Origin of the sequence: Bacillus sp. RO2 (assembly GCF_012911845.1) — a bacterium.
Taxonomy (GTDB): domain Bacteria; phylum Bacillota; class Bacilli; order Bacillales; family Bacillaceae_I; genus Sutcliffiella_A.
Genome location: NZ_JAAXCU010000019.1, coordinates 1 through 19,634, shown reverse-complemented (window position 1 = coordinate 19,634; position 19,634 = coordinate 1). Strand labels below are relative to the sequence as shown.

The following is a 19,634-nucleotide window of genomic DNA, read 5'->3' as shown; positions in this document are numbered from 1 at the left end:
ATAAGAAAAAATAGGTGAAACCTTTTGTTCTAGCTGTTCGTATCTTTAAATATACGAACATTAAGTTATTACTCTTTCCGGAGGTTAAAGTTATATGATAAAAAAAGTAATGAGCTACTTAAATATAGGTTCTCCCCATGTAGATTTAGTTTTGAATAATATGGAGTTAAATCCTGGTGAAAGTGTGACTGGCACCTTTTACGTTGAAGGCGGTTGGGCTAGGCAACACATAAAAAGATTAGAATGTGACCTTGTAAAGGAATTTCAAGGGGATACAGTTGAAACAGTGGATGCTGTTACGACGATTCTCATGTCCAAAAGCATGGATGCAAATGATAAAGCAGAGTATCCATTTTGCTATCAGCTTCCAATTCCATTAGAACCTTCAACTGAACATATAAGCTATCGTTTCCACACGCGACTGATTTTTCAAGATGATGTGAAGAGCATGGATCATGATGAGATAGTTGTTCTTGAACTTGAAAGAATTAAGGCCTGACTTCTATTGCGGAGGCAGGTTTTTTGTTTTTAAATATTTTAGAGAATAGTGATTCTGAAAGAAATATTTAGGCAAAAGCTCTGACTGCAAGAAAGAGAGTTAGTTTGCCCACCCAAATAGGAAAATACATTTAATTTAAAGAGACGGAATTATGAAATCTATTAAAGCAAATGTCCAGTTTCCGTCTGTTAAAGATATAAAAAAGATGCCTATGAATCTTAAGTAGGAGCACAGGCATCTGTCTCTTTATCCATAACCAGCTATCGTATCTCAATTAATCTCGGTGCTTGCTCTTTTATCATCTCGTCATGTGTCACGATGATAACTGTTTTTCCGTCTTCATTTAAATCCTTCAAAATGTTCATAATTCGATTAGCATTCCCCCTGTCCAAAGAACCTGTTGGTTCATCAGCTAAAATTATATCAGCTTTTTTCAAGTAGGTTCTGGCTAGGGCAATGCGCTGTTGCTCGCCACCTGAAAGAGTATATATTCTTTCGTTTAATTTATCCGGTAGACCTACCTTAGCAAGCGCCTCATCATAGCTAATACCTGATCTGTTTTTCTTACCGATGATATCAAAATTTTGTTTGACGGTTTTATTTTCAATCAGGGCAAAATTTTGAAAGATGAAAGACACCGTTTCGCCGTAATAGCTTTTTTTATCAAACTTCTTGGTTATTTCTATATCATTAACCAATACGCTTCCTTCGTCTGCTTCTTCTATTCCCCCGATGATGTTTAATAAAGTAGTCTTTCCACACCCACTTTTACCAGATATGATGGCAAATTCACCTTTCTCCACGGTAAAGGTTAAGTTATGAAACAGGGTGCGGCTGCCAAATCTTTTTGTAAGTTGCTTTACTTGAATCATACAATCCCGCCTTTCAAAACTTTTACAAGGCTCTTTTGGTCCAGACGGGTGATATTAATGTACAATATCATGCAATCCAGCAGTATAATAAGGACACTGCCCATAATCAAGTAGCCTGTAAGAGAAGTATTAATATAAAAGCTGATGACAATCGCTATTAATGCGCTTATGACGCTTGTCCCTATGGATAGAATAATAATCTTTCTGTTGCGCTCAAATAGAGATCTTCCGAATATTTTCATTAATAATAACTCTTTCGCGTTAAATGTGTATTCGACCTTGAGAATCGTTGCCACAATAAATATGTTCATTGCAAGTACCAATCCAAGAAGAATGAATGATATATACATGCCGCGTTCAATAATTTTCCAATTGTACTCATACAGATCCTTAACATTGGTCTTTACTACAAGCTCGTCTTCCATTTCGTTGTCAGCAAGGAACTTTTTGTACTCTTTGTCTGTGATATTATACATAACGTCATAGGCAACATATGTCCTGATTTGCGCATATTCATTACTAACATCCTCCGCAGATGTAGCACTGTTTACTAGCATAATCGGGTTAGATTCCAGCCTTGTTTTGAAAGGATAAAACATATCCTTTGCACTAAGAACCTTTAAATCATCCTCATAGTACGTTATTTTAAATGGTGGATGAGAAGGTTCGTACAAACTGTACACACCTTTAATTCCATCAATCGGAACGTTCCTGTCCTTTAAATCAACTGGAATCAAAAAGTGGACGAAATCCTCCTCTAAATTCTTGATAAAAGCTTCAGGTAGCTGTTTAAGGGCACCTTCATTTATTCGTAGAACAGGATAGTTGAAGTCCGTCTGGCCTATCACAGACCCTTGAAGATTCGTCATATCTGCAGACTTTTCGGCAAATATCTCATGAAATTCCTCCCGGATTGCAGCACTTTCCTCAAATTTACTTACATCCCGGTAATTCAATTGAACGTAAGAGTAATCTTCAAAAGTGGAAATGAGCCCTTTTTGCTTGTAATAATTGAGCCCCTGGTCAATAAATGTAGCCATGGCGGTAATGGACAAGATACACAGGACACTCATGACAATCTTTAAACCATAGTTGATTGCAAGTACACTTTTTCCTCCAGCAGATGAGAGTGTCTTTCTGAAGTTTCCCTTCCACAGGATTGCATATAATAAACTGTTGAACACCAAGAAAAGACACAATCCTGCGATTTGAACATTACCATGAAATAAAGAGTGATGAAGCTCGCTCGTCAGCCTGAAACTGATGAAGTAGAGGAACGTGATGATCAATAGATCCGCCATAACCAGCTTACCTATCAGACTTGTACTATCAGCTCCCATCAACACACGAACGGAAAACTCTTTTTTCAATAATTGAATCTCATAATAACTCAAGAATAGAATCAGCAGAAGGCAGATGCTAAAGAATACAAATACGATTCCTTCTGCATTGGTTGATGCCCCCATTCTTGGGAACCCTCCGCCGTATTGATCGACCAGCTGCTGCTTGAATAAAACAATATTTTCTTTTTCACCTTCTAGATAGTAGACATGCCCACTTTCCTTGTGGTAAAAAGAGGAGAAGTCCCTATAGCTGACATTCATGTCACCTAAGAGAAGGCTTTGATTATTCCTAAACTGAATTCCGCGGTTCTCGAGCTCCTCTTTGACTGACTCCACCCCGTAAATGGTCATCTCGCTCTTTATTGTCGAGATGACATTCCTTTCCACTGTAAAAAGCATAATCTCATTTTCTTCAGCGGCATTCAGGAGTTCTTCTGTCATCTCCTCATTACTACTATCAAAAGGCTTGTAGAATTCAGTATGATAGAAATCCTCTTCAAAGTTATCTAAATAGTAAATATAGAATTCACCAACAAAAATACTGGCAATTGATAAAAATAAAAACGCCATCAAATATTTTATTTTTTTCATGATTCTGCCATTCCCTTAAAAAATATCCCACGTCTGATTCGCGATTTCCTGTTGCTTCTCTAATTCTTCTTTATGTCTTTCCATAAGCTCTCTACCAGTTACATCTGTTTCATCGATAATCTGGAAGTCCTCATCAACAAGAATCTGATAGGACGTCCCTTCTTCTGTAATCATGATTCCACTTTCCATTCCAAAAAGAGATGGCCAAATGATAATAGATACCGTATCATCCTTATTCGTTATGCTGAGATTACCAGTGAATGTTCCAAAATCTGCTTTTTTCACTGACAATGTATGTTCATCAAGCATTTTTACTTTTGTATGACTAAGTGGAATTTCCTCAAACCCTTCTTCGTATTTATTGAACACCATTTCATTATTTATATACCATGCCAAACTATAAAAAATAACTATACCTGCCAGAATAGAGAATATAACTATAGCTTTCTTTTTCATTTATTTACCCCCTGTGTCTATTTATATATAATGTCCATTCATTTTAAAAAACACCTATATGTCGACTATAGGTGTTCTTTAAAATAATTGGTAATGAAAGATTAATAGTGGATAGTATATGTTACGGTAGAACCAGCATGTCTTACTTCCACTTTCGCCGTTTTACCTGAACCAACACTTGAGCTCACATGAGAACCGTTTCCGTTGGAAATGGAAGCAAAATGAGTTTTAGATGCATGGTACGCATGAGCAAAGTCTTCATTGATCCATGCTGTGTTATATCCATACGTTAATACCCCTGCACCGTCACCGGTATTTACGCTTTTTGACCAAGCCTTTGTAAAACTCGTTCCGGTTGCTGATTTAGTAGCTGCATCTGCCGTTAAAGCAGGAGCCACCGCAGACATACCAAGAAGTCCGCCGCATAAAGCAATAGATAAAAGTGCTTTTTTCATTATATCCTCCTAAGTAATCTCACAATATTGTGATGGCTTTCCTCGAGTAAATCTATCGTACCACTTACTTTCCCGAAATTTCCATTTCGGTTTTCCGAAAACTAAAAGCCGTAGAACCGAAAAGAATTTTTCGGACTTCCATATTTGCACAGTTTCATAGATAATAAGTTATGTAAAGGAATTGTCGAATAATGGGAAGTGACCATAATTGAATCATGTAGTTACTAATGTTAAACAAGCGCTCGTTGCATTATTGAAAAGCGAAAAAGAGATCGACGATGATTTTAGCAGTATGATGCTTTCCTTTATTAAGGAAAAAGAAGACGATACCCTTCCGTTTGCAGAGCTTTGTATCCTTCATTATGAAGCATTCGCCGGAGATTTTGATGAAGAGATATTCAAGGTAGCAGCAGCTATCGAGTTGTTGGTGTTATGTTTTGATATGATCGATGATATTCAAGACGGGGACAGTAGCCATAGCTGGGCAACATACCCTGCATTAGGAATCAATAGCGCTTTGGCCATGTTGATAGTGTCTACGAAAATAATTCGGGAGAGCTCGTTTACACATTCAAATCTAGCAGGGAGAATAATGGAAAAACACGCTTTACAAAGTATTGATGGACAGCAGAGGGATTTACTGAACCTTGCTGTTGATGAATCTTCCTATCTTCAAATGATTGAAAGAAAATCCGGGTCCCTTACCGCTATGAGTTGCCTTATTGGAGCGGCCTTGGCTACAGGAAAATCAATTGCACCTGTGGAGCGCTATGGGCGGTGTATCGGTGTCATTCATCAACTAAAAAATGACATTTCCGACCTAAAGTGCTGGGGAAAGAAAAATGATATACTAAACAGAAAATTTACCCTGCCAGTCATTTTTCTCTTAGCATTAGAAAATGAAATATCTAGACAAATTAGGCAATTCTATGAAAAAGAGAACTCCATCTCCTTAGATAGAGACAAGGTTCAACATGCACTCACAGAAAGCGGCTCCATACGATATGCCCTATTTTTCATACATGATTATCAGAGAAAAGCAGAACAAACTATGAACCGCGTTCCATTAACTTATGAATTGAAAACCAAACTATTATCGATAATGAAATGAGGAAATAACATGATAAAAATGATCGCTTTTTTAGAACAGAATAAGTACATTGTGGAGTTATTGAAAGAACGTAAACTTTGTTTAGTAGGAATCGACACGGAACAAGAGCGAGCAATCCTTCGTGCCTATGAAGAAGCTGTCGTATTGGAAAACCGCTACTGGAGATGAAATCGAATACAAGCAAATATTTAATACTTTTTATCTTTTTGTATAGCATCCTAGGAATCTATTTGCTTTATGTAGCAGTAAGTACTCCATTTATCAGCATGGAGATTCAAAAAGCAGGTGAATATTGGGTTGTTGATGATCCTTTATATAAGGAGTGGGCGAAAGCACATAACATTGAATCAGGAGATATCATCCTGGGAATAGACAATAACCCAATAGATGAATCATCCAGTATTAAAGAAGATAAGAGTATTAGGGCTGCAAACAATATAAGTCTGTTGAAACCAAGTGGTGGTGTTAATAATGTGGAAGTTTCACACATGGATCTGCCTGAGCAATTGATAACGCACATTTTGCTTCCTTCCCTTTACTTCATCCTGTCACTTGGACTTGCCTTGTACCTTTCCTTGAAGCAACAATCAAACAGTTTGAATATCCTGCTAATACTGTTTCTGCTCTCTGTCTCTTTGGCTTATATCAGTGCTGGAGCCTCAAGCCGATTGGACACGATCGGGTTATATGTAAATGGAACTTTCCTTGTCTTATGCCTCATATTTCTCCTTCACTTCTTAAAAGAGTACTTTGCTTATTTAAGAATGGAGTGGGAATGGGGGAGGAAAATTATTGTATTGTACGTATTACCTTTTATTGTTTTTCTTTTAAGTATGATGACGAGTTTTAATTCTTATTATTTCAAGTTAACATCTGATATTATTTTAAGCTTCTTTCTAATCCTTTCCCTAAATGTTTTTTATGTTTTAATCAAGGGATATTTGAAATCAAAATCACCTAAACTTCTATTTATATTATGGGGGCTCATTCTACCAATACTCCCCTTTATTCTTTTATATGCTTTACCGGAAATTTTTACTGAACAACATATACTGTCAGCAGATATCAGCGCCCTTTTTCTACTGTTCATTCCGTTTTCTTTTATATACATCCATTTAGCAGACAGGCTGTTTGATATTCAGTACCATATGACTCGGTTTCGATATTATTCTATGCTATCACTTGGTACAGGTGTCGTAATTACAGCAGGAATCTACTATATTTGGAATGGTGACCATTTAACTTTCATAGACTGTGCCCGCATATTTGTGTTTCTGGTAATTATATTAATTGCTGTATTCTATCTGAAAGAACAGATTGATTTCAGACAACGTAAGATTTTGTTTTCGACTAATGGTGATTATATCCACGGACTATATTTGTCCATCCATGACCTTGGCCAGGCAAGAAACCAGCAGGAACTCTTTCAAAAATATGAAAGAAAAATAGTCGAAAAGCTGGAAGTGTCATTCCTCGATATAAAAGTGTTTCCCTCTGATAAGAACAGTGATGGATACAACAAGTATACCCTTGGAGAAATCAGAAGGTACGGAAAAAAATATCAAATGTTGCTCCATGAAACAGCAGTTGAAAAGATTGTCCTGACAATCGGTAATGGATTACAGAGTGTTTTATTAAGAAAAGAAGAGCTGTTGTGGCTGGAATTACTGTCACTTTATTTCCATAGCTTTTATAGTAATCTTAAATTAGTTGAAGAGCTCGTGGAGGAGCTACAACTGATGAAGTCAGCAAACAGCCACCGGCTCCCATGGCTTGACAAGCTACTTTGGCAGATTCTCGAAAAGGAAAAGGCCATCTTGGCACAAGAACTTCATGATACCATTCTGCAAGAACAGCTGCACCTGGCAAGAGAACTAGACTTACTCATTACTAGCCGAATGGAAGTAGAGGTCGAGAAATTGGCCACCATCAGGCAGCAGTTACTTGATGCTTCTATGGACCTGCGGGAATATTGCGAGAATCTCAGCCCGCCTCTTTTAGATACTTTTGGACTACAGGCAGCACTCAAAAAGTTTCTCCAGAAAATAAAAATGCGGGCTGACTTCATGTTGAATGCTCATCTTGATATTCCGCAATTCAAAGATCCTATGCTCTATCTGATGATTTATCGTCTGATACAAGAGCTGTTAAACAATGCTATCAAGCATGCAAAAGCCTCTGAAGTAGAACTTCGTATACATCCTGTCGGAGAAAAGGGCTTTGAATTAATTTATCTAGATAATGGAGCAGGTTGCGAACCAAACGAGGTTTTTAAGTCTACTGATTCAATGGGCATCAGTGGAATGAGGGAACGAGTAAGGGCATTCAACGGAGAAATGAATATAAATTCCGCCCCCGGGCAAGGTATGCGAATAAAGATTCGAATGATAGAAAGCAGTGATACCAGTGATTAAACTACTGATTGTGGACGATCATCCAGTCGTCCTTGACGGCACGATGACGCTTTTGCAAGAGCTCGAAAACCTTCATATAGAAACAGAACAAGATCCGATAGTTGTGGAAAAAAGACTCGAAAATGATTCCTTTCATCTCTTTTTGATAGACATTAATATGAAACAGGTAAATGGCATACAACTTGCAGAATCTATTAAACAGCGAGAACCCGAAGCGCTGGTGATTCTATATACAGGTTATGAACTAGCTGATTACTATGAGCTGATTTTGAAAAGAAAAATAGATGGCATCTTATCCAAAACCGCAACAAAAGAACAAGTCATTCAGACAATTCATGCAGTTCTTCGTAGGGAGATCCTTCTACCTAACGATTTTCTTGATTTCGTCCAATCCCAAATGCATCATTCACTGCAAGACAGACAGCAGACATTAAGCGATAAAGAAAAAGTGATCCTAAGTCTTATTGCTCAAGGCTGTACGAACAAAGCCATTGCAGTAGAACTATCTGTCACACAGCGTACTGTAGAAAACTACCTTTCTAAATTATTCGTCAAACTTAATGTTGAATCTCGTGCAGAAGCTTTGAAGATAGCCATGGAAAATGGATGGTTGAGTAAGATTTAATTTATTTAAAGTTTAGGAAAAGTTCGCTATAAATGAGGTATTATGACAATTTCCATGGTTATAGTAACTTTTCTAAGGGTTATGCCCCGAGACCACTTCAAGATATAGAAAAACCGCCAAGCGTACTCACACGCCAGGCGGTTTTCTTTTAACTCCTATCGAATCTCTACGCGACCCTTTTCTCCAACTCTTACATTACCATTCTTAATCTCAACTGCTTCTCCAGCAGCCAAGTTCGTAAAAATGATCGGTGTAATAATGGATGTCGCTTCTTCTGAAACAATGCGAAGGTCTACGTTCAGTAACGCTTGTCCTTGCTCAACTGTGTCGCCTTGTTCTACTAAACTTTCAAAGCCTTTTCCTTTTAGGTTGACTGTGTCGATTCCGACATGCACAAGCACTTCGCGGCCATCAGCCGTTTCAATTCCGATTGCATGTTTTGTCGGGAACAAGTTTACGATCTTCCCTGCAACAGGTGATACCACTTTACCCTCAGTTGGTTCGATGGCAAAACCGTCACCCATCATCTTTTGTGAGAAAATCTTATCAGGAACTTCAGAAATAGGTAGTAGTTTACCTGTCATCGGCATTACAACCTCAAACTTTTCTGAAGTAGATACTGCAACAGCATCTACGGAATTATCTTCAGAAGTTGCCGCCACTTCCTGCTTCACTGGCGTTTTCCCGCTCAAGATATCTTGAATCTGTCCTTTGATTGTTTCAGAACGAGGTCCGAAAATTGCTTGAATGTTGCGGTCGATTTGCATAACGCCTGCTGCACCTAATTTTTTCAGTCGCTCTTTATCTACTTGTTCTACATCTTTCACACTTACACGAAGACGAGTGATACATGCGTCCAGGTTTGTAAGGTTTTCTCTTCCGCCAAGTGCTTCTAGTACACCTAATGGCAGTTCATCAACGGAACCAGAACCAGCTTCCGTTTCCTCTGTTTTTTCCTCACGACCTGGAGTCATTAAGTTAAACTTCTTGATTGCAAAACGGAATCCGAAGTAATAGATAACCGAGAATACTAGACCAACAGGAATCACCAACCACCATGCCGTCGCATTTGGAAGGATACCAAATAGAATATAGTCAATGACACCACCAGAGAACGTCATCCCGATTTTCACATCTAAAATATGCATGACCATGAAAGAAAGTCCTGCAAACACTGCGTGAATTGCGAATAATACTGGTGCTACGAATAGGAAACTGAACTCAAGCGGTTCTGTGATACCTGTTAAGAAAGATGTCAATGCAGCGGAACCCATGATACCTGCAACAAATTTCTTGTTTTCAGGACGTGCACAGTGATAGATTGCTAGAGCAGCTGCTGGAAGACCAAACATCATGAATGGGAATTTACCTGTCATGAACGTTCCTGCTGTAAGCTCGGCACCGTCTTTTACCTGCTCCATGAAAATGCGTTGGTCCCCACGAACCAATTCTCCTGCCGCGTTCGTGTAAGAACCAAACTCGAACCAGAATGGAGAATAGAAAATATGATGCAAGCCAAATGGAATCAGTCCACGTTCAATGACACCGAAAATAAATGCTGCCAACGTACGATTTGATTCTGTCATAAAGTAAGAGAAGGTATTTAGTCCCTCTTGCGCGAATGGCCATACGAAGTTCATAACTACCCCTAGTACAAGTGCGGAAGCTGCCGTTACAATCGGAACGAAACGCTTACCAGCAAAGAATCCTAAGTAAGATGGCAATTCGATATTGTAAAACTTATTGTACATATAGGCACCGAGCACCCCTGCTATGATACCCCCGAATACACCGGTTTGAAGGGTTGGGATCCCTAAAACATTGGCAAGTGCAGGGTCAGATCCGACCTGCTCAGCAGTTACTCCACTGATTACACTCATCGTAACGTTCATAATTAAGTAACCGATCATTGCTGCAAGACCGGCAACACCGTCTCCTCCAGCAAGTCCAATGGCTACCCCGATAGCAAAGAGCAGTGGCAGGTTAGAGAATACGATACTTCCCGCCTGTTCCATGATTTGTGCCAGTAGCACGAGTGAGTCTGCCTCTAGAAAGCCAAGACGACTTGTTAAGTTTGGATTTTGCATGGCATTACCGAACGCGAGCAGGATTCCTGCTGCTGGAAGCAATGCGACAGGAAGCATGAGGGCTTTCCCGATACGTTGCAGTAAACCGAATGATTTCTTGAACATATGTGTTCCTCCTAGATATTTTTATATGCATTTTAAAACCCAAGGATTTCTGTTAACTCCCTGTTGATTTTCGTTCCGGATGTTCGCTTTCCTAGGGGCGGTGCTTGAGCCTCCTCGGCTTCGCCTGTGGGGTCTCAAGCTACCGCTATCTCCTAAGGAGTCTCACATCCTGCACTTCAATCAACAGGGGAAATCCACGTACACAACAAAAAGGCATGAGTGAAAAGAAAAGGTATACGAAGGAAAGGTAGATAGACTTCTACCGTTTTCTTCGTTTACGCTTTCTTTCGCTCATGCCTGCATGACCAGTAACACGTGAAAAAAGTGTTCTAGATTATTTATTGTTTTGCAAGCCTTTGCAAATGTAGGGTCAAGTATACTGCCTCAGCATCTGGGACTGGCTTGTGTAAGTTCTGCTGCATAATTTTAATCAATTTCCATGCTAGATTGTAGCATACTGGATATTCAGCTTGCAACACTTTTGCGAGCGCTTCTTGATTTTCTGGACGGTTCTCGTCTTTTTGCACCCTTTCAATGGACGCATGAAAATGACGAATAAGCCTCAAATAGTTCACATCGGTCCGGTCAACGGAGATTTTTAAAGATTCTTCAATGACATCCACCATTCTGCTAATCAGCTGGGTATGCTTGTTGATCTCAGACAATTCCCGGTTGGTCAAGGCACTGTGAATGTGTAAAGTAATGAAACCTACCTCTCCCACTGGAACCGAGATTCCAAGCTTTTCATTCAACCACTCCACAATTTCAAGTGCTACTGTATATTCTTTTGGGTAGGCAAGCTCTGTCTCCGTCAAAAATGGATTTTTTATATCAAGCCCCTGTTGAATTCTTTTCACGGCAAAATAAAGATGGTCTGTTAATCCGACATGGATATGTTCATTCAACCGGACTTCAAAACGTTTTTCAATTCGCTCTATACATTCATTCATCAAACCGATGAACGACTCATCAACATAATTAAGTAGCTGCTTGTATTGTTGCTGTTCTTCCTGGTCACGAAGCACAAAGAACTTCTCCGCACTCTCAACGGAAATATCTTCTCCAGTACGTTTCCCAAAACCGATTCCCTTCCCGGTCAGAATCACTTCATTGTACTCGGGGTGGGCAGCAATCAACACATTGTTATTCAAGACTTTCTTCACACGCATTTAGCCATTCCTCCGGTGTATCTAAAACTGCAATATATACTAAAGTACGATACGAAAGAGGTAGAGTCAAGCGAGCAAATTTTCCAAATGGTTCTTTACTGTAAATCACTGATCCAAACTCCATTTTTCAACGTTAGGAAAATAGGAAAGCCTTATTTCTTCTTTTAATCAGACAAAAAAAGATATAATAAAAATAACCACATAAAAAAGGAGAAAACCTATGCAGAATAAGGACTCTCTTCTGTATGAGCGGATAAGGAAAAAAGATAAAACCGCTCTGGAAGAACTGTACGACAGGTACGAAAAGATCTTGTATTCTTTTTTATTGAAAATAACGAATGACCATGAAATAGCTGAAGAAGCAATGCAGGATGTATTTATTAAAATATGGCAAGGTACAGGGATCTACGACGAGTCAAAAGGAAAGTTTCGATCTTGGCTGTTCACCATCGCCCGTAATAAAGCCTTAGATATTATTCGCAAGCAGCAACGAACGCAAAGCGCCCCGTTAGAAGATGTGGAGCCATTCTTACAATCTAACGACTCCACCGAAAAAGAGACAGAGTGGAAAGAAGAACAAATAGTCATCAGAGAAGCGGTCTCCACTTTATCAGATGACCAAAGGAAGATGGTTCATTATATGTATTTCAAAGGCTATACCCAACAGAAAATAGCTGAGTTGACCGGCATACCGCTTGGGACAGTAAAAGGAAGGATTAGGTTGGCTCTTAAGAAGTTGAAACCGTTGCTTGCAGATAGGAGGGGGAGTATATGAGTCAGAAATGTGAGTTAGTGTTGGACTATTTCAATGGTCACCTAGCACAGACAGAAAAAGAAGAGTTTGAACAGCACTTAGCTACCTGTCCCGAATGTCAGGAAGAATTAATGGAACTTCAAGATCTGTTAGGAGATGTTGCCCTTGTGTCAGAGCAGGCCTCACCCCCGCCGGAAATGAAGAAGCGAATTTTGGATAATGTATTTGCAGCAGACGTTAAACCAGATAAAGCCATTGTTACTCCGATTGCTTCCAAAAAAGAAGTCATTGAAACACCTCTTATTAAAAATACAGCTTCCAAAAAACCTTGGCTAACCACGTTGCTTGCCGCATCGTTGTTGCTTTCATTAATTGGAAACGGCTACTTGATGATGCAAAACGGTGAAGACAGTGACTTGGCTGCTGAAGAACTGAAACAACCTGATAACGTAGTAACTTTGCAGCCATCAGATGCTGTAGGCAGCGGGTTCGCAGCACTTTTCCAACAGGATCAGGCACTATATGTCATGATTCAGACACAGGACTTACCTGAACTCACCGGGAACGAAGTGTATCAGGTGTGGCTATTGAAGGACGGCGCACCAATACCGGCAGGAGACTTCACCATAGATGATCAAGGAAAAGGGTATGTGTTCCATAACATTGCAGAGACGACAACGGAAGATTGGGATACCATCGCGATTACATTGGAACCTCAGAGTGGGAATGAATTGCCTGAAGGGGAGATTCATCTTTCGGCGGGGTTGTAAAAAAGAAAGCTCGGAGCACATCTACAAATTGCCCCGGGCTTTTCCTTTTTTTATTCGTCGCTTTCCTCACCTTGTCTACTGTTCTGGAAAGGCAGAGTCTCCCAAAAGCTAGTATCAACAGTATTAATAGAGCCATCAGCAATGGCTTGAACTGTGGAATCAAGCGTATTTACCGTCTGTTTGATCAAGTATCCATTACTCTTTTGTCCAAGAATCGCTGTTGGATTCGTGTGGTCGGACATTCCTCTCATTTCAAACAATAAAGTCGCGATATCATATCTCGAAGCAATCCCATTTCGACCAATATTGTCTGTATTTCCACCATAATACTTGCCAAGATGCCCCCAACCTTTTGACTCAATCTCATGGAACACCACTGCACCCAACTGCTTGGACTGCTCCACTACAGCCGGGTCAACATTAGGGCTTGTCGGGTGTAAAATAGACCCGGAAACAAGCTTCCCATCACGTTCACTTTGTGTCCCTTGATGATGTAAATCAATCAAGTAATCAATCTCATACTTCTCCAACACATTTGTATGAAGTGCCCGTGCTTCAGGCTGCATCGCATCTACGGCTTTGTCATGCTCACGATTTAAATCAAAGTTATTAGCATTTGCCCGCGTCAAATGACGGTCACCGTCTGCAATGTAATTATCTGTAGAAAAGTTCACATCACCCATCGCACCGTCTGCATTCAGCATCGGTATAACCAGGATATTGACATGATCTAGTACCGATTGATTTTTCCCGGTGCCAAGATGTTTGATGAATTCCATCGCACCCTCTGTTGTCAACTGCTCATTTCCATGCTGCTGTGTTAAAAACAGAATGGTTGGATTGTCCTCGTTTTTAATGTATTTGGCCATGTAAATATCTCGGCCTTTCACTGTTTCCCCAATAACCTCAAGCTCCATCGCCTGTTGTCTTGCTTCTTGTTTTAGTAAGTATTCTACCAACTCATCATATGTAGTAAGGATGGAGGTTTGGATAGACTCATTGCCGTTATAGTTAGGACCATTTCCGACCGCACTTGTTGGAAGCGTTCCTGTTGTTAACGTCCCGATTGTCATAACTCCTGTTAAAGATAACGCTAGTACCGTTTTATTGATCTTCATCATAATTTCCTCCTCATTTCAGATATTTAGTGACCCTACATAAATAGAATAAAGTTTATAGAATTATCTGTAAATAAGGACAAACTCCTCTCTTTCAATAGCTGCAGACAATTAACAGACGGAAATATATGGGTAAAAGTACTTATACAACGCGTTTTGTTAGTTCTTGATACATATCATTCACTAATAAACACTTCCCCTGTTAATAATTCAAACAAAATTGATGAGTGTTGATTTCCCAGTTTTATATACACAGCTTCCCCTTCACGAATAAGTTCAAGCTCGTCGCCTAAAGGCGTAATCCAAACGGCAAAAGTAGAACCATTCAACGTAAATCGGTATTCAGGCGGAGTCGCCATTTGCACCTCTATATCCTCAGCCCATTGTTTATCTTCAAAAAATGATTCCAATTTTTCAATTTCCTCTCGTGTTTCCAATACATTTATCGTTATGTAGCCAGCTTCTGTTCGTTTCTCCACATTTACTTGCTTTTGGTCATTTCCTTTTGTTGTATCTTCATTGCTTTCCCCACTCATAGCGTACGTTTCTTCCGCTAAGTTTTCGTCACCACTTATATTACTAGAGCAGCCTACAAAAATTACTAAGATAAATATAAAAAGAACAATCAAATACCTTTTCATTCCAACACCTCCACTTCATAAGACGTTTAATTATGTCAAAGGTTGCAAAATGATGATTCCTCTTTTATTCACGGAAAGACTTGTAGACAAAAAACGCTTGGTCTAATTGCTTCCCAAACGTTTTAATAATTCCCATTTCTAATTACAACAACATCTCTAAATCCCTTTGCTTTTCAAAAGCTTCCCTATCCAAGCGTTTCAAGATTTCCACCCAAAAGTCTTCTTTTATCCCGGTTTTGCTTAGTTCTTCCCGTTCATCCGTAGTTTCCATAGAAGTATCTAGGATTACGAATCCCCTTACATGTTTTCCCAAAGTTTTCAAGCAGCGCTGATTGAAGGCAACAAGAAACTCTACTTTTTCAAGAAACTCATTGTCCAGTTTTATCTTCGCTTGATCTGTCCCTTGAATTTCCGCTATCTTACGGTTAAAGACTGCTTCCGTTACAAAGGCCGCCTCTACGATGGAATATCCTTTATTTTCATACCGATTCAAATTCATAGCCAAACGATTATAGTCTTCATAATAGTTTATAAGAATATAAGTGTCTTCACGAATTAGATCTACTTGAGCTTGTTTCAAAGTTTTTGTTTGGAGAATTTGCTGAAGGACTTCTTCTTTCCTTTGAAAACTCCCAATCAGCCTGGAAGTATCATTCATCAAGGATTGAGAGTGATACTGAGCATATCCACGGGTTTCTTTAAACAAATTAATAGTATAAAGAGAGAATACTACGCCGATTGCTATTGATCCTACTACTAGCCACTTTATCTGTTGGGCCATGGTAAAACCCCCATTTCCTTAACTTCCGCCAATAAATTCCCCAACATGTTCACTCATCTCTTTCGCATTTGTCCAATGTAAATAATGATGGCCTTCAAGTGGCACAATTTTATTTTTTACTACATTTTCTAATTGCTCTTCATAAAAGGTCATCGTAGATCTTCCAGCAGGATTTACTTTTTCGTCCTTAGGTGTAAAAATCATTACCGGGATATCAGCCGGAAAAGCCAGGTTTATCGTTTTGGCGATATTATTACTAATTTCATTTGCTTCCATCATGATATTCTTGTTATAGCCATTCCAGACAGTCAGAGTTTTCGTTAGCTCCAAATTATTATTTGAGTATGTCCCCTCATCTGCCAAAGGTAAAAAACTCTCTTCATTTGCCGCTACCACTATCCTGGCAATACCACTCGGAGCTACAGCCCTGAAGAAACGTGGCATAGTCGGAACAGGCACATCAAAATAATCAACCGCAGCCGGAAGTGTTGGATCAATCCCAACAATAGCCTCCACTTCTCCTGGATATGTATTTGCATAGTACATGCTGTAAATTCCGCCAATAGAATGTGGCATCAAAATATATGGGCCTTCGATTTCCGCTTCCTGCAACGCCGCCCTAACTTCTTCCACCACATTTTCTACTGTTCTATCTTTATCAGTCTTCTCGCTCCATCCATAGCCAAACGGATCCACGACTACGACTCTATTACTCTTGCTCAACTCATTCATTAGCGGCTCAAAATCCAGCACTGGCGCTGACGTCCCCAATCCAGGAAGTAGGAGGATAGTTTTAGGCCCTTCGCCTTCCACATGCACATGCATCTTATTACCATCCACTTCCACCAGGTGCCCAGTAGCTTCGTACTTGTTCTTTTCGAAAAGTACCATAACTTGATGAAAGGCAATCCAAAGAACTACCAAACTAACCAATGATAAGGATATATATTTAATTGATTTTCGGAAACTAAATCTCTTATTAGTGTTCATTTTTCCATCTACTTTCTTTTGAAAAATCACATTCAATACCTATACGAAATGAATACTGATTTAGTTCCATAATATTTTCCAATTCCTACATCCGATGATCTTTTAGTTTACTGTTAACTCTTCCTTATTTTCTCCAATAATCTCTACATAGTAGGTACTTTCTAAATTTGAAATCATGGTCGAAACAGGGGGATTTAACGTTACTTTTTCCGTTTGATGCTTTCCGGTAAATACAGTGATCACAAAGCTAACCTCTTTGTCCGGGAGAAAATTGACCTGATTAAAGTCGAACGTAAACGTATCCCCCTTCTTTATCTTTGAATTATCGGCATACCCACCGCCTCCACTTCCCCCTCTGTGTGTTCCATCTTGTGAATAGCTGACTTCATACCCGTAAATATCAATATCGGTGTTATTGATTAGATCCAAATGAAAAGTCCCTTCAGCTGGAATAACGGCACTCTTGTATTGATTACATCCTGATAAAATTAACAACATAATTGTGGTGATCAATGATACTTTTTTCAATTTCTCATCCCCTTTACACCCATTACTTTTACATTAATTAACAGTATGATATCAAATAATTTATTGATAATCAATAAATTATTTTTGATTTAAAATAAAAATAGAACTTATCTCTTGGTAAGACAAGTTCTATTAATTTTATTATTCTAGTATTCTCTACTCCCAAATTCTAATCCGTCTATAATCTCTACCGCTTTTAGAACAGTCCATTCTTCTATGGATAAATCAGGATTTTTCTTTAAATACTCCTGCATTATTTGATGGCCCATTCTATAGTTGGACCAACTAGGAAGCTCTTTGGAAATGCTACCATTATAGAGCACACTGTAATCCTCCTCCCTAACGGAGTATTTATTCTCATCCATGTAGCTCCACACTCTATCTCTTTCATCATTACTTAATGGCTCTATCCAGTGAACGTCGTAATCGGGATAGAGCATTTTGGTGAAAGTTTCGGCTTTCCCTTCCATAACAACTTTTTCTAAAAGATGAGCCGTGCGTGTGTTATAATCTTCAGAGATTTCCATGTATACTAAGTGATGATATTCATGGGCAATAAGCTCTTTAATGCTTTTCTCTGTCATATTATATGGATCCAGCATAAGAATCATTGCATTCTTTTCCGCAAATCCTGTAACCCCATGAAACTCTTCCATATTCACGTCAGAATTAACTGGAGCCACATATATCTGATAATTACCACCTGGAAGTAGTGAGGTTGAATCTGTCAAAGCTTCTTTAATTATTTCCAATATTTCTTTATGACGTTCATCCAATTGCAGAACATAGTCTTTTAATTTGTTGATATTATGAGGGGGGCTTCAAATATATGTTATTTTGGTAACCATAATCATATCCCAACACTTCATTACTCAAAGGGTTTCCAACAATCTTCTGGAAATGGTCACTTCTTGCGTCAGCTGAGCTAAAGTCCTCCTTCAAATATTCAACATAGTATCCATACCACGGGTGGATTTTAAACTCTTGTCCATTGACTGTAAAAATATCAATGACATCATTTTTCAGAACTAATTCTTCTTCCTCTACCACTATCACTTTTTCTGTTTCAATTTCACATCCTGAAAGAACAAACAGACATATTAAAAGAAAAACTCTCATTAGCTCCCCCCTTATTTCTCCCACAATCAAATTCCCTTTTAAAAAAAGTTAAAGTCCCAGCATCATCAATTCCTCGTCAAAATAGGTATCATTTATCTTCAATCCGTGTCTATCTACTCCATATGTAACAAACCCTAAGGATGTGTATAAACGCTTTGCAGGTTCATTGATCGCTGTCACGGCGAGATAGATTTGTTCAATATCCTTTAATACTTTTGCCTTGTTTATTGCTACATTCATAAGTGCTTTTCCTACACCTAATTTTCGTTGATCAGGCTTGACGTACATGGCTACTATAGTAGCTCTATGTTTGATTTTCTTTTTCGTTTCACATACCAAAGTCACCGTACCGACCAAATTATTTCCCTCAAAAGCTCCAAAGGTGTAAGTGTGGTCATTGTCAAATCTACCTCTATATTTTTCAACAGTAAACTCTACTTCGTCTTCGTAACTTGAGCTGAATGCTTCTGGTTTATTTTTCAATGCTTCTAATCTAATGGTTCTATAGACTTCCGCATCAGCAGATGTGAGTTGTCTTATTTTCATAGTGTGGCTCTCCTTTAAACAACATTTGATATGGTTCAATTAGATGAATGTTCTTTCTCCAATTTCTCTATGATAGTGTCTAGCTTTTGTTCTATATTTTTTAATCGTTGATTCTTGTAAGATGCATTAACCAGCAGCCTTTTGATGAAAAGTGTGAAGGAAAGACTACCTAGTATTAAAAGTCCAAAAACTACTAGTTGAAAAATTAAATCGCCCATTATAATCCACTCCATCTATTACCATATTGACATACATTTGATCTTTTCGGGTCTAGAGACGCCCTCTCTCTTACCGTTTTCCTTTTCATTGCAACATTTCGGGCGTAGAGAACCTCTCTCTCTTACCGTTTTCCTTTTCATTACAACGTTTCGGGCGTAGAGAACCTCTCTCTCTTACCATTTTCCTTTTCATTACAACGTTTCGGGCGTAGAGACGCCCTCTCTCTTACCGTTTTCCTTTTCATTACATCGTTTCGTGCGTAGAGAACCTCTCTCTCTTACCGTTTTCCTTTTCATTTCAACATTTCGGGCATAGAGAACCTCTCTCTCTTACCGTTTTCCTTTTCATTTCAACATTTTGGGCGTAAAGAACAGCAATACCCCGCAGCTCTGTCTACTCACCCACTCCATATCCACTTAACTCCAAAATCTCATCCGCTCT

Annotated in this window: 22 protein-coding genes; 7 read left to right on the top strand and 15 right to left on the bottom strand. The window is 39.0% G+C overall.

What is annotated here, in order from left to right; genetic code table 11:
- The first annotated feature begins 94 nt into the window (after positions 1-94).
- The gene (locus tag HF078_RS02895) at positions 95-499 is read left to right on the top strand and encodes a sporulation protein (protein ID WP_169289752.1); all 405 of its coding nucleotides are present in this window, start codon (positions 95-97) and stop codon (positions 497-499) included.
- 260 nt (positions 500-759) lie between these two features.
- On the opposite strand, the gene HF078_RS02890 is transcribed toward HF078_RS02895, so the two are convergent.
- The 4 genes from HF078_RS02890 to HF078_RS02875 all read right to left on the bottom strand — a co-directional run bounded on the left by HF078_RS02890 (position 760) and on the right by HF078_RS02875 (position 4,216).
- A complete protein-coding gene (locus HF078_RS02890; RefSeq protein WP_169289751.1) occupies positions 760-1,371 on the bottom strand; it encodes an ABC transporter ATP-binding protein in 612 nt (203 codons plus the stop codon).
- Entirely contained in the window at positions 1,368-3,305 is a 1,938-nt protein-coding gene (locus HF078_RS02885) for a DUF1430 domain-containing protein (protein ID WP_169289750.1), read from the bottom strand. Before HF078_RS02885 ends, HF078_RS02890 begins: the two co-directional genes overlap by 4 nt.
- Positions 3,306-3,320: 15 nt before the next feature.
- Positions 3,321-3,761, bottom strand: coding sequence for a hypothetical protein (locus tag HF078_RS02880; protein WP_169289749.1), 441 nt, complete (start codon positions 3,759-3,761; stop codon positions 3,321-3,323).
- Between the two features lie 101 nt (positions 3,762-3,862).
- Complete coding sequence (locus HF078_RS02875; protein ID WP_169289748.1) at positions 3,863-4,216, bottom strand: mediterrocin family bacteriocin; 354 nt, start codon at positions 4,214-4,216, stop codon at positions 3,863-3,865.
- A 208-nt stretch (positions 4,217-4,424) separates the two neighbouring features.
- Here HF078_RS02875 and HF078_RS02870 point away from each other — a divergent pair, with 208 nt between their 5' ends.
- The 4 genes from HF078_RS02870 (at position 4,425) to HF078_RS02855 (ending at position 8,366) form a co-directional block, all read left to right on the top strand.
- Positions 4,425-5,327 (top strand): polyprenyl synthetase family protein, encoded by a 903-nt coding sequence (locus tag HF078_RS02870; RefSeq protein WP_169289747.1) that lies wholly within the window; start codon positions 4,425-4,427, stop codon positions 5,325-5,327.
- A 9-nt stretch (positions 5,328-5,336) separates the two neighbouring features.
- Positions 5,337-5,495, top strand: a complete 159-nt coding sequence (locus HF078_RS02865; RefSeq protein ID WP_169289746.1) for a competence protein ComX — start codon at positions 5,337-5,339, stop codon at positions 5,493-5,495.
- Positions 5,496-5,557: 62 nt separating this feature from the next.
- A complete protein-coding gene (locus tag HF078_RS02860) occupies positions 5,558-7,741 on the top strand; it encodes an ATP-binding protein (RefSeq protein WP_169289745.1) in 2,184 nt (727 codons plus the stop codon).
- A complete protein-coding gene (locus HF078_RS02855; RefSeq protein WP_169289744.1) occupies positions 7,734-8,366 on the top strand; it encodes a response regulator in 633 nt (210 codons plus the stop codon). The genes HF078_RS02860 and HF078_RS02855 overlap by 8 nt, the downstream gene beginning before the upstream one ends.
- Positions 8,367-8,521: 155 nt before the next feature.
- On the opposite strand, the gene ptsG is transcribed toward HF078_RS02855, so the two are convergent.
- On the bottom strand, positions 8,522-10,558 hold the full coding sequence (gene ptsG, locus HF078_RS02850) for a glucose-specific PTS transporter subunit IIBC (protein ID WP_169289743.1): 2,037 nt from the start codon (positions 10,556-10,558) through the stop codon (positions 8,522-8,524).
- A 338-nt stretch (positions 10,559-10,896) separates the two neighbouring features.
- Positions 10,897-11,727 carry a glucose PTS transporter transcription antiterminator GlcT gene (gene glcT / locus HF078_RS02845; RefSeq protein WP_169289742.1) on the bottom strand — a complete coding sequence of 277 codons (831 nt, stop codon included), beginning with the start codon at positions 11,725-11,727 and terminating at the stop codon, positions 10,897-10,899.
- A gap of 220 nt (positions 11,728-11,947) precedes the next feature.
- Here glcT and HF078_RS02840 point away from each other — a divergent pair, with 220 nt between their 5' ends.
- Both HF078_RS02840 and HF078_RS02835 read left to right on the top strand, forming a co-directional pair.
- On the top strand, positions 11,948-12,502 hold the full coding sequence (locus HF078_RS02840) for an RNA polymerase sigma factor (protein WP_169289741.1): 555 nt from the start codon (positions 11,948-11,950) through the stop codon (positions 12,500-12,502).
- On the top strand, positions 12,499-13,251 hold the full coding sequence (locus HF078_RS02835) for an anti-sigma factor (protein WP_169289794.1): 753 nt from the start codon (positions 12,499-12,501) through the stop codon (positions 13,249-13,251). Before HF078_RS02840 ends, HF078_RS02835 begins: the two co-directional genes overlap by 4 nt.
- A 50-nt stretch (positions 13,252-13,301) precedes the next feature.
- Here HF078_RS02835 and HF078_RS02830 read toward each other — a convergent pair whose 3' ends face one another.
- The 9 genes from HF078_RS02830 to HF078_RS02790 all read right to left on the bottom strand — a co-directional run bounded on the left by HF078_RS02830 (position 13,302) and on the right by HF078_RS02790 (position 19,192).
- Positions 13,302-14,372, bottom strand: coding sequence for a M14 family zinc carboxypeptidase (locus tag HF078_RS02830; protein ID WP_205831506.1), 1,071 nt, complete (start codon positions 14,370-14,372; stop codon positions 13,302-13,304).
- Positions 14,373-14,545: 173 nt separating this feature from the next.
- Positions 14,546-15,010, bottom strand: a complete 465-nt coding sequence (locus HF078_RS02825; protein ID WP_169289740.1) for a hypothetical protein — start codon at positions 15,008-15,010, stop codon at positions 14,546-14,548.
- 142 nt (positions 15,011-15,152) lie between these two features.
- Positions 15,153-15,791, bottom strand: coding sequence for a hypothetical protein (locus HF078_RS02820; RefSeq protein ID WP_169289739.1), 639 nt, complete (start codon positions 15,789-15,791; stop codon positions 15,153-15,155).
- Between the two features lie 18 nt (positions 15,792-15,809).
- The gene (locus HF078_RS02815) at positions 15,810-16,781 is read right to left on the bottom strand and encodes an alpha/beta fold hydrolase (protein ID WP_169289738.1); all 972 of its coding nucleotides are present in this window, start codon (positions 16,779-16,781) and stop codon (positions 15,810-15,812) included.
- A gap of 102 nt (positions 16,782-16,883) precedes the next feature.
- Positions 16,884-17,309: a hypothetical protein gene (locus HF078_RS02810; protein WP_169289737.1), complete on the bottom strand. Its 426-nt coding sequence runs from the start codon at positions 17,307-17,309 to the stop codon at positions 16,884-16,886.
- Between the two features lie 146 nt (positions 17,310-17,455).
- Positions 17,456-18,085 (bottom strand): DUF2268 domain-containing putative Zn-dependent protease, encoded by a 630-nt coding sequence (locus HF078_RS02805; protein WP_169289736.1) that lies wholly within the window; start codon positions 18,083-18,085, stop codon positions 17,456-17,458.
- Between the two features lie 31 nt (positions 18,086-18,116).
- On the bottom strand, positions 18,117-18,428 hold the full coding sequence (locus HF078_RS02800) for a hypothetical protein (protein WP_169289735.1): 312 nt from the start codon (positions 18,426-18,428) through the stop codon (positions 18,117-18,119).
- A 48-nt stretch (positions 18,429-18,476) separates the two neighbouring features.
- Positions 18,477-18,974, bottom strand: coding sequence for a GNAT family N-acetyltransferase (locus HF078_RS02795; RefSeq protein WP_169289734.1), 498 nt, complete (start codon positions 18,972-18,974; stop codon positions 18,477-18,479).
- A gap of 35 nt (positions 18,975-19,009) precedes the next feature.
- On the bottom strand, positions 19,010-19,192 hold the full coding sequence (locus HF078_RS02790; RefSeq protein ID WP_169289733.1) for a DUF4083 domain-containing protein: 183 nt from the start codon (positions 19,190-19,192) through the stop codon (positions 19,010-19,012).
- Positions 19,193-19,634 lie beyond the last annotated feature (442 nt).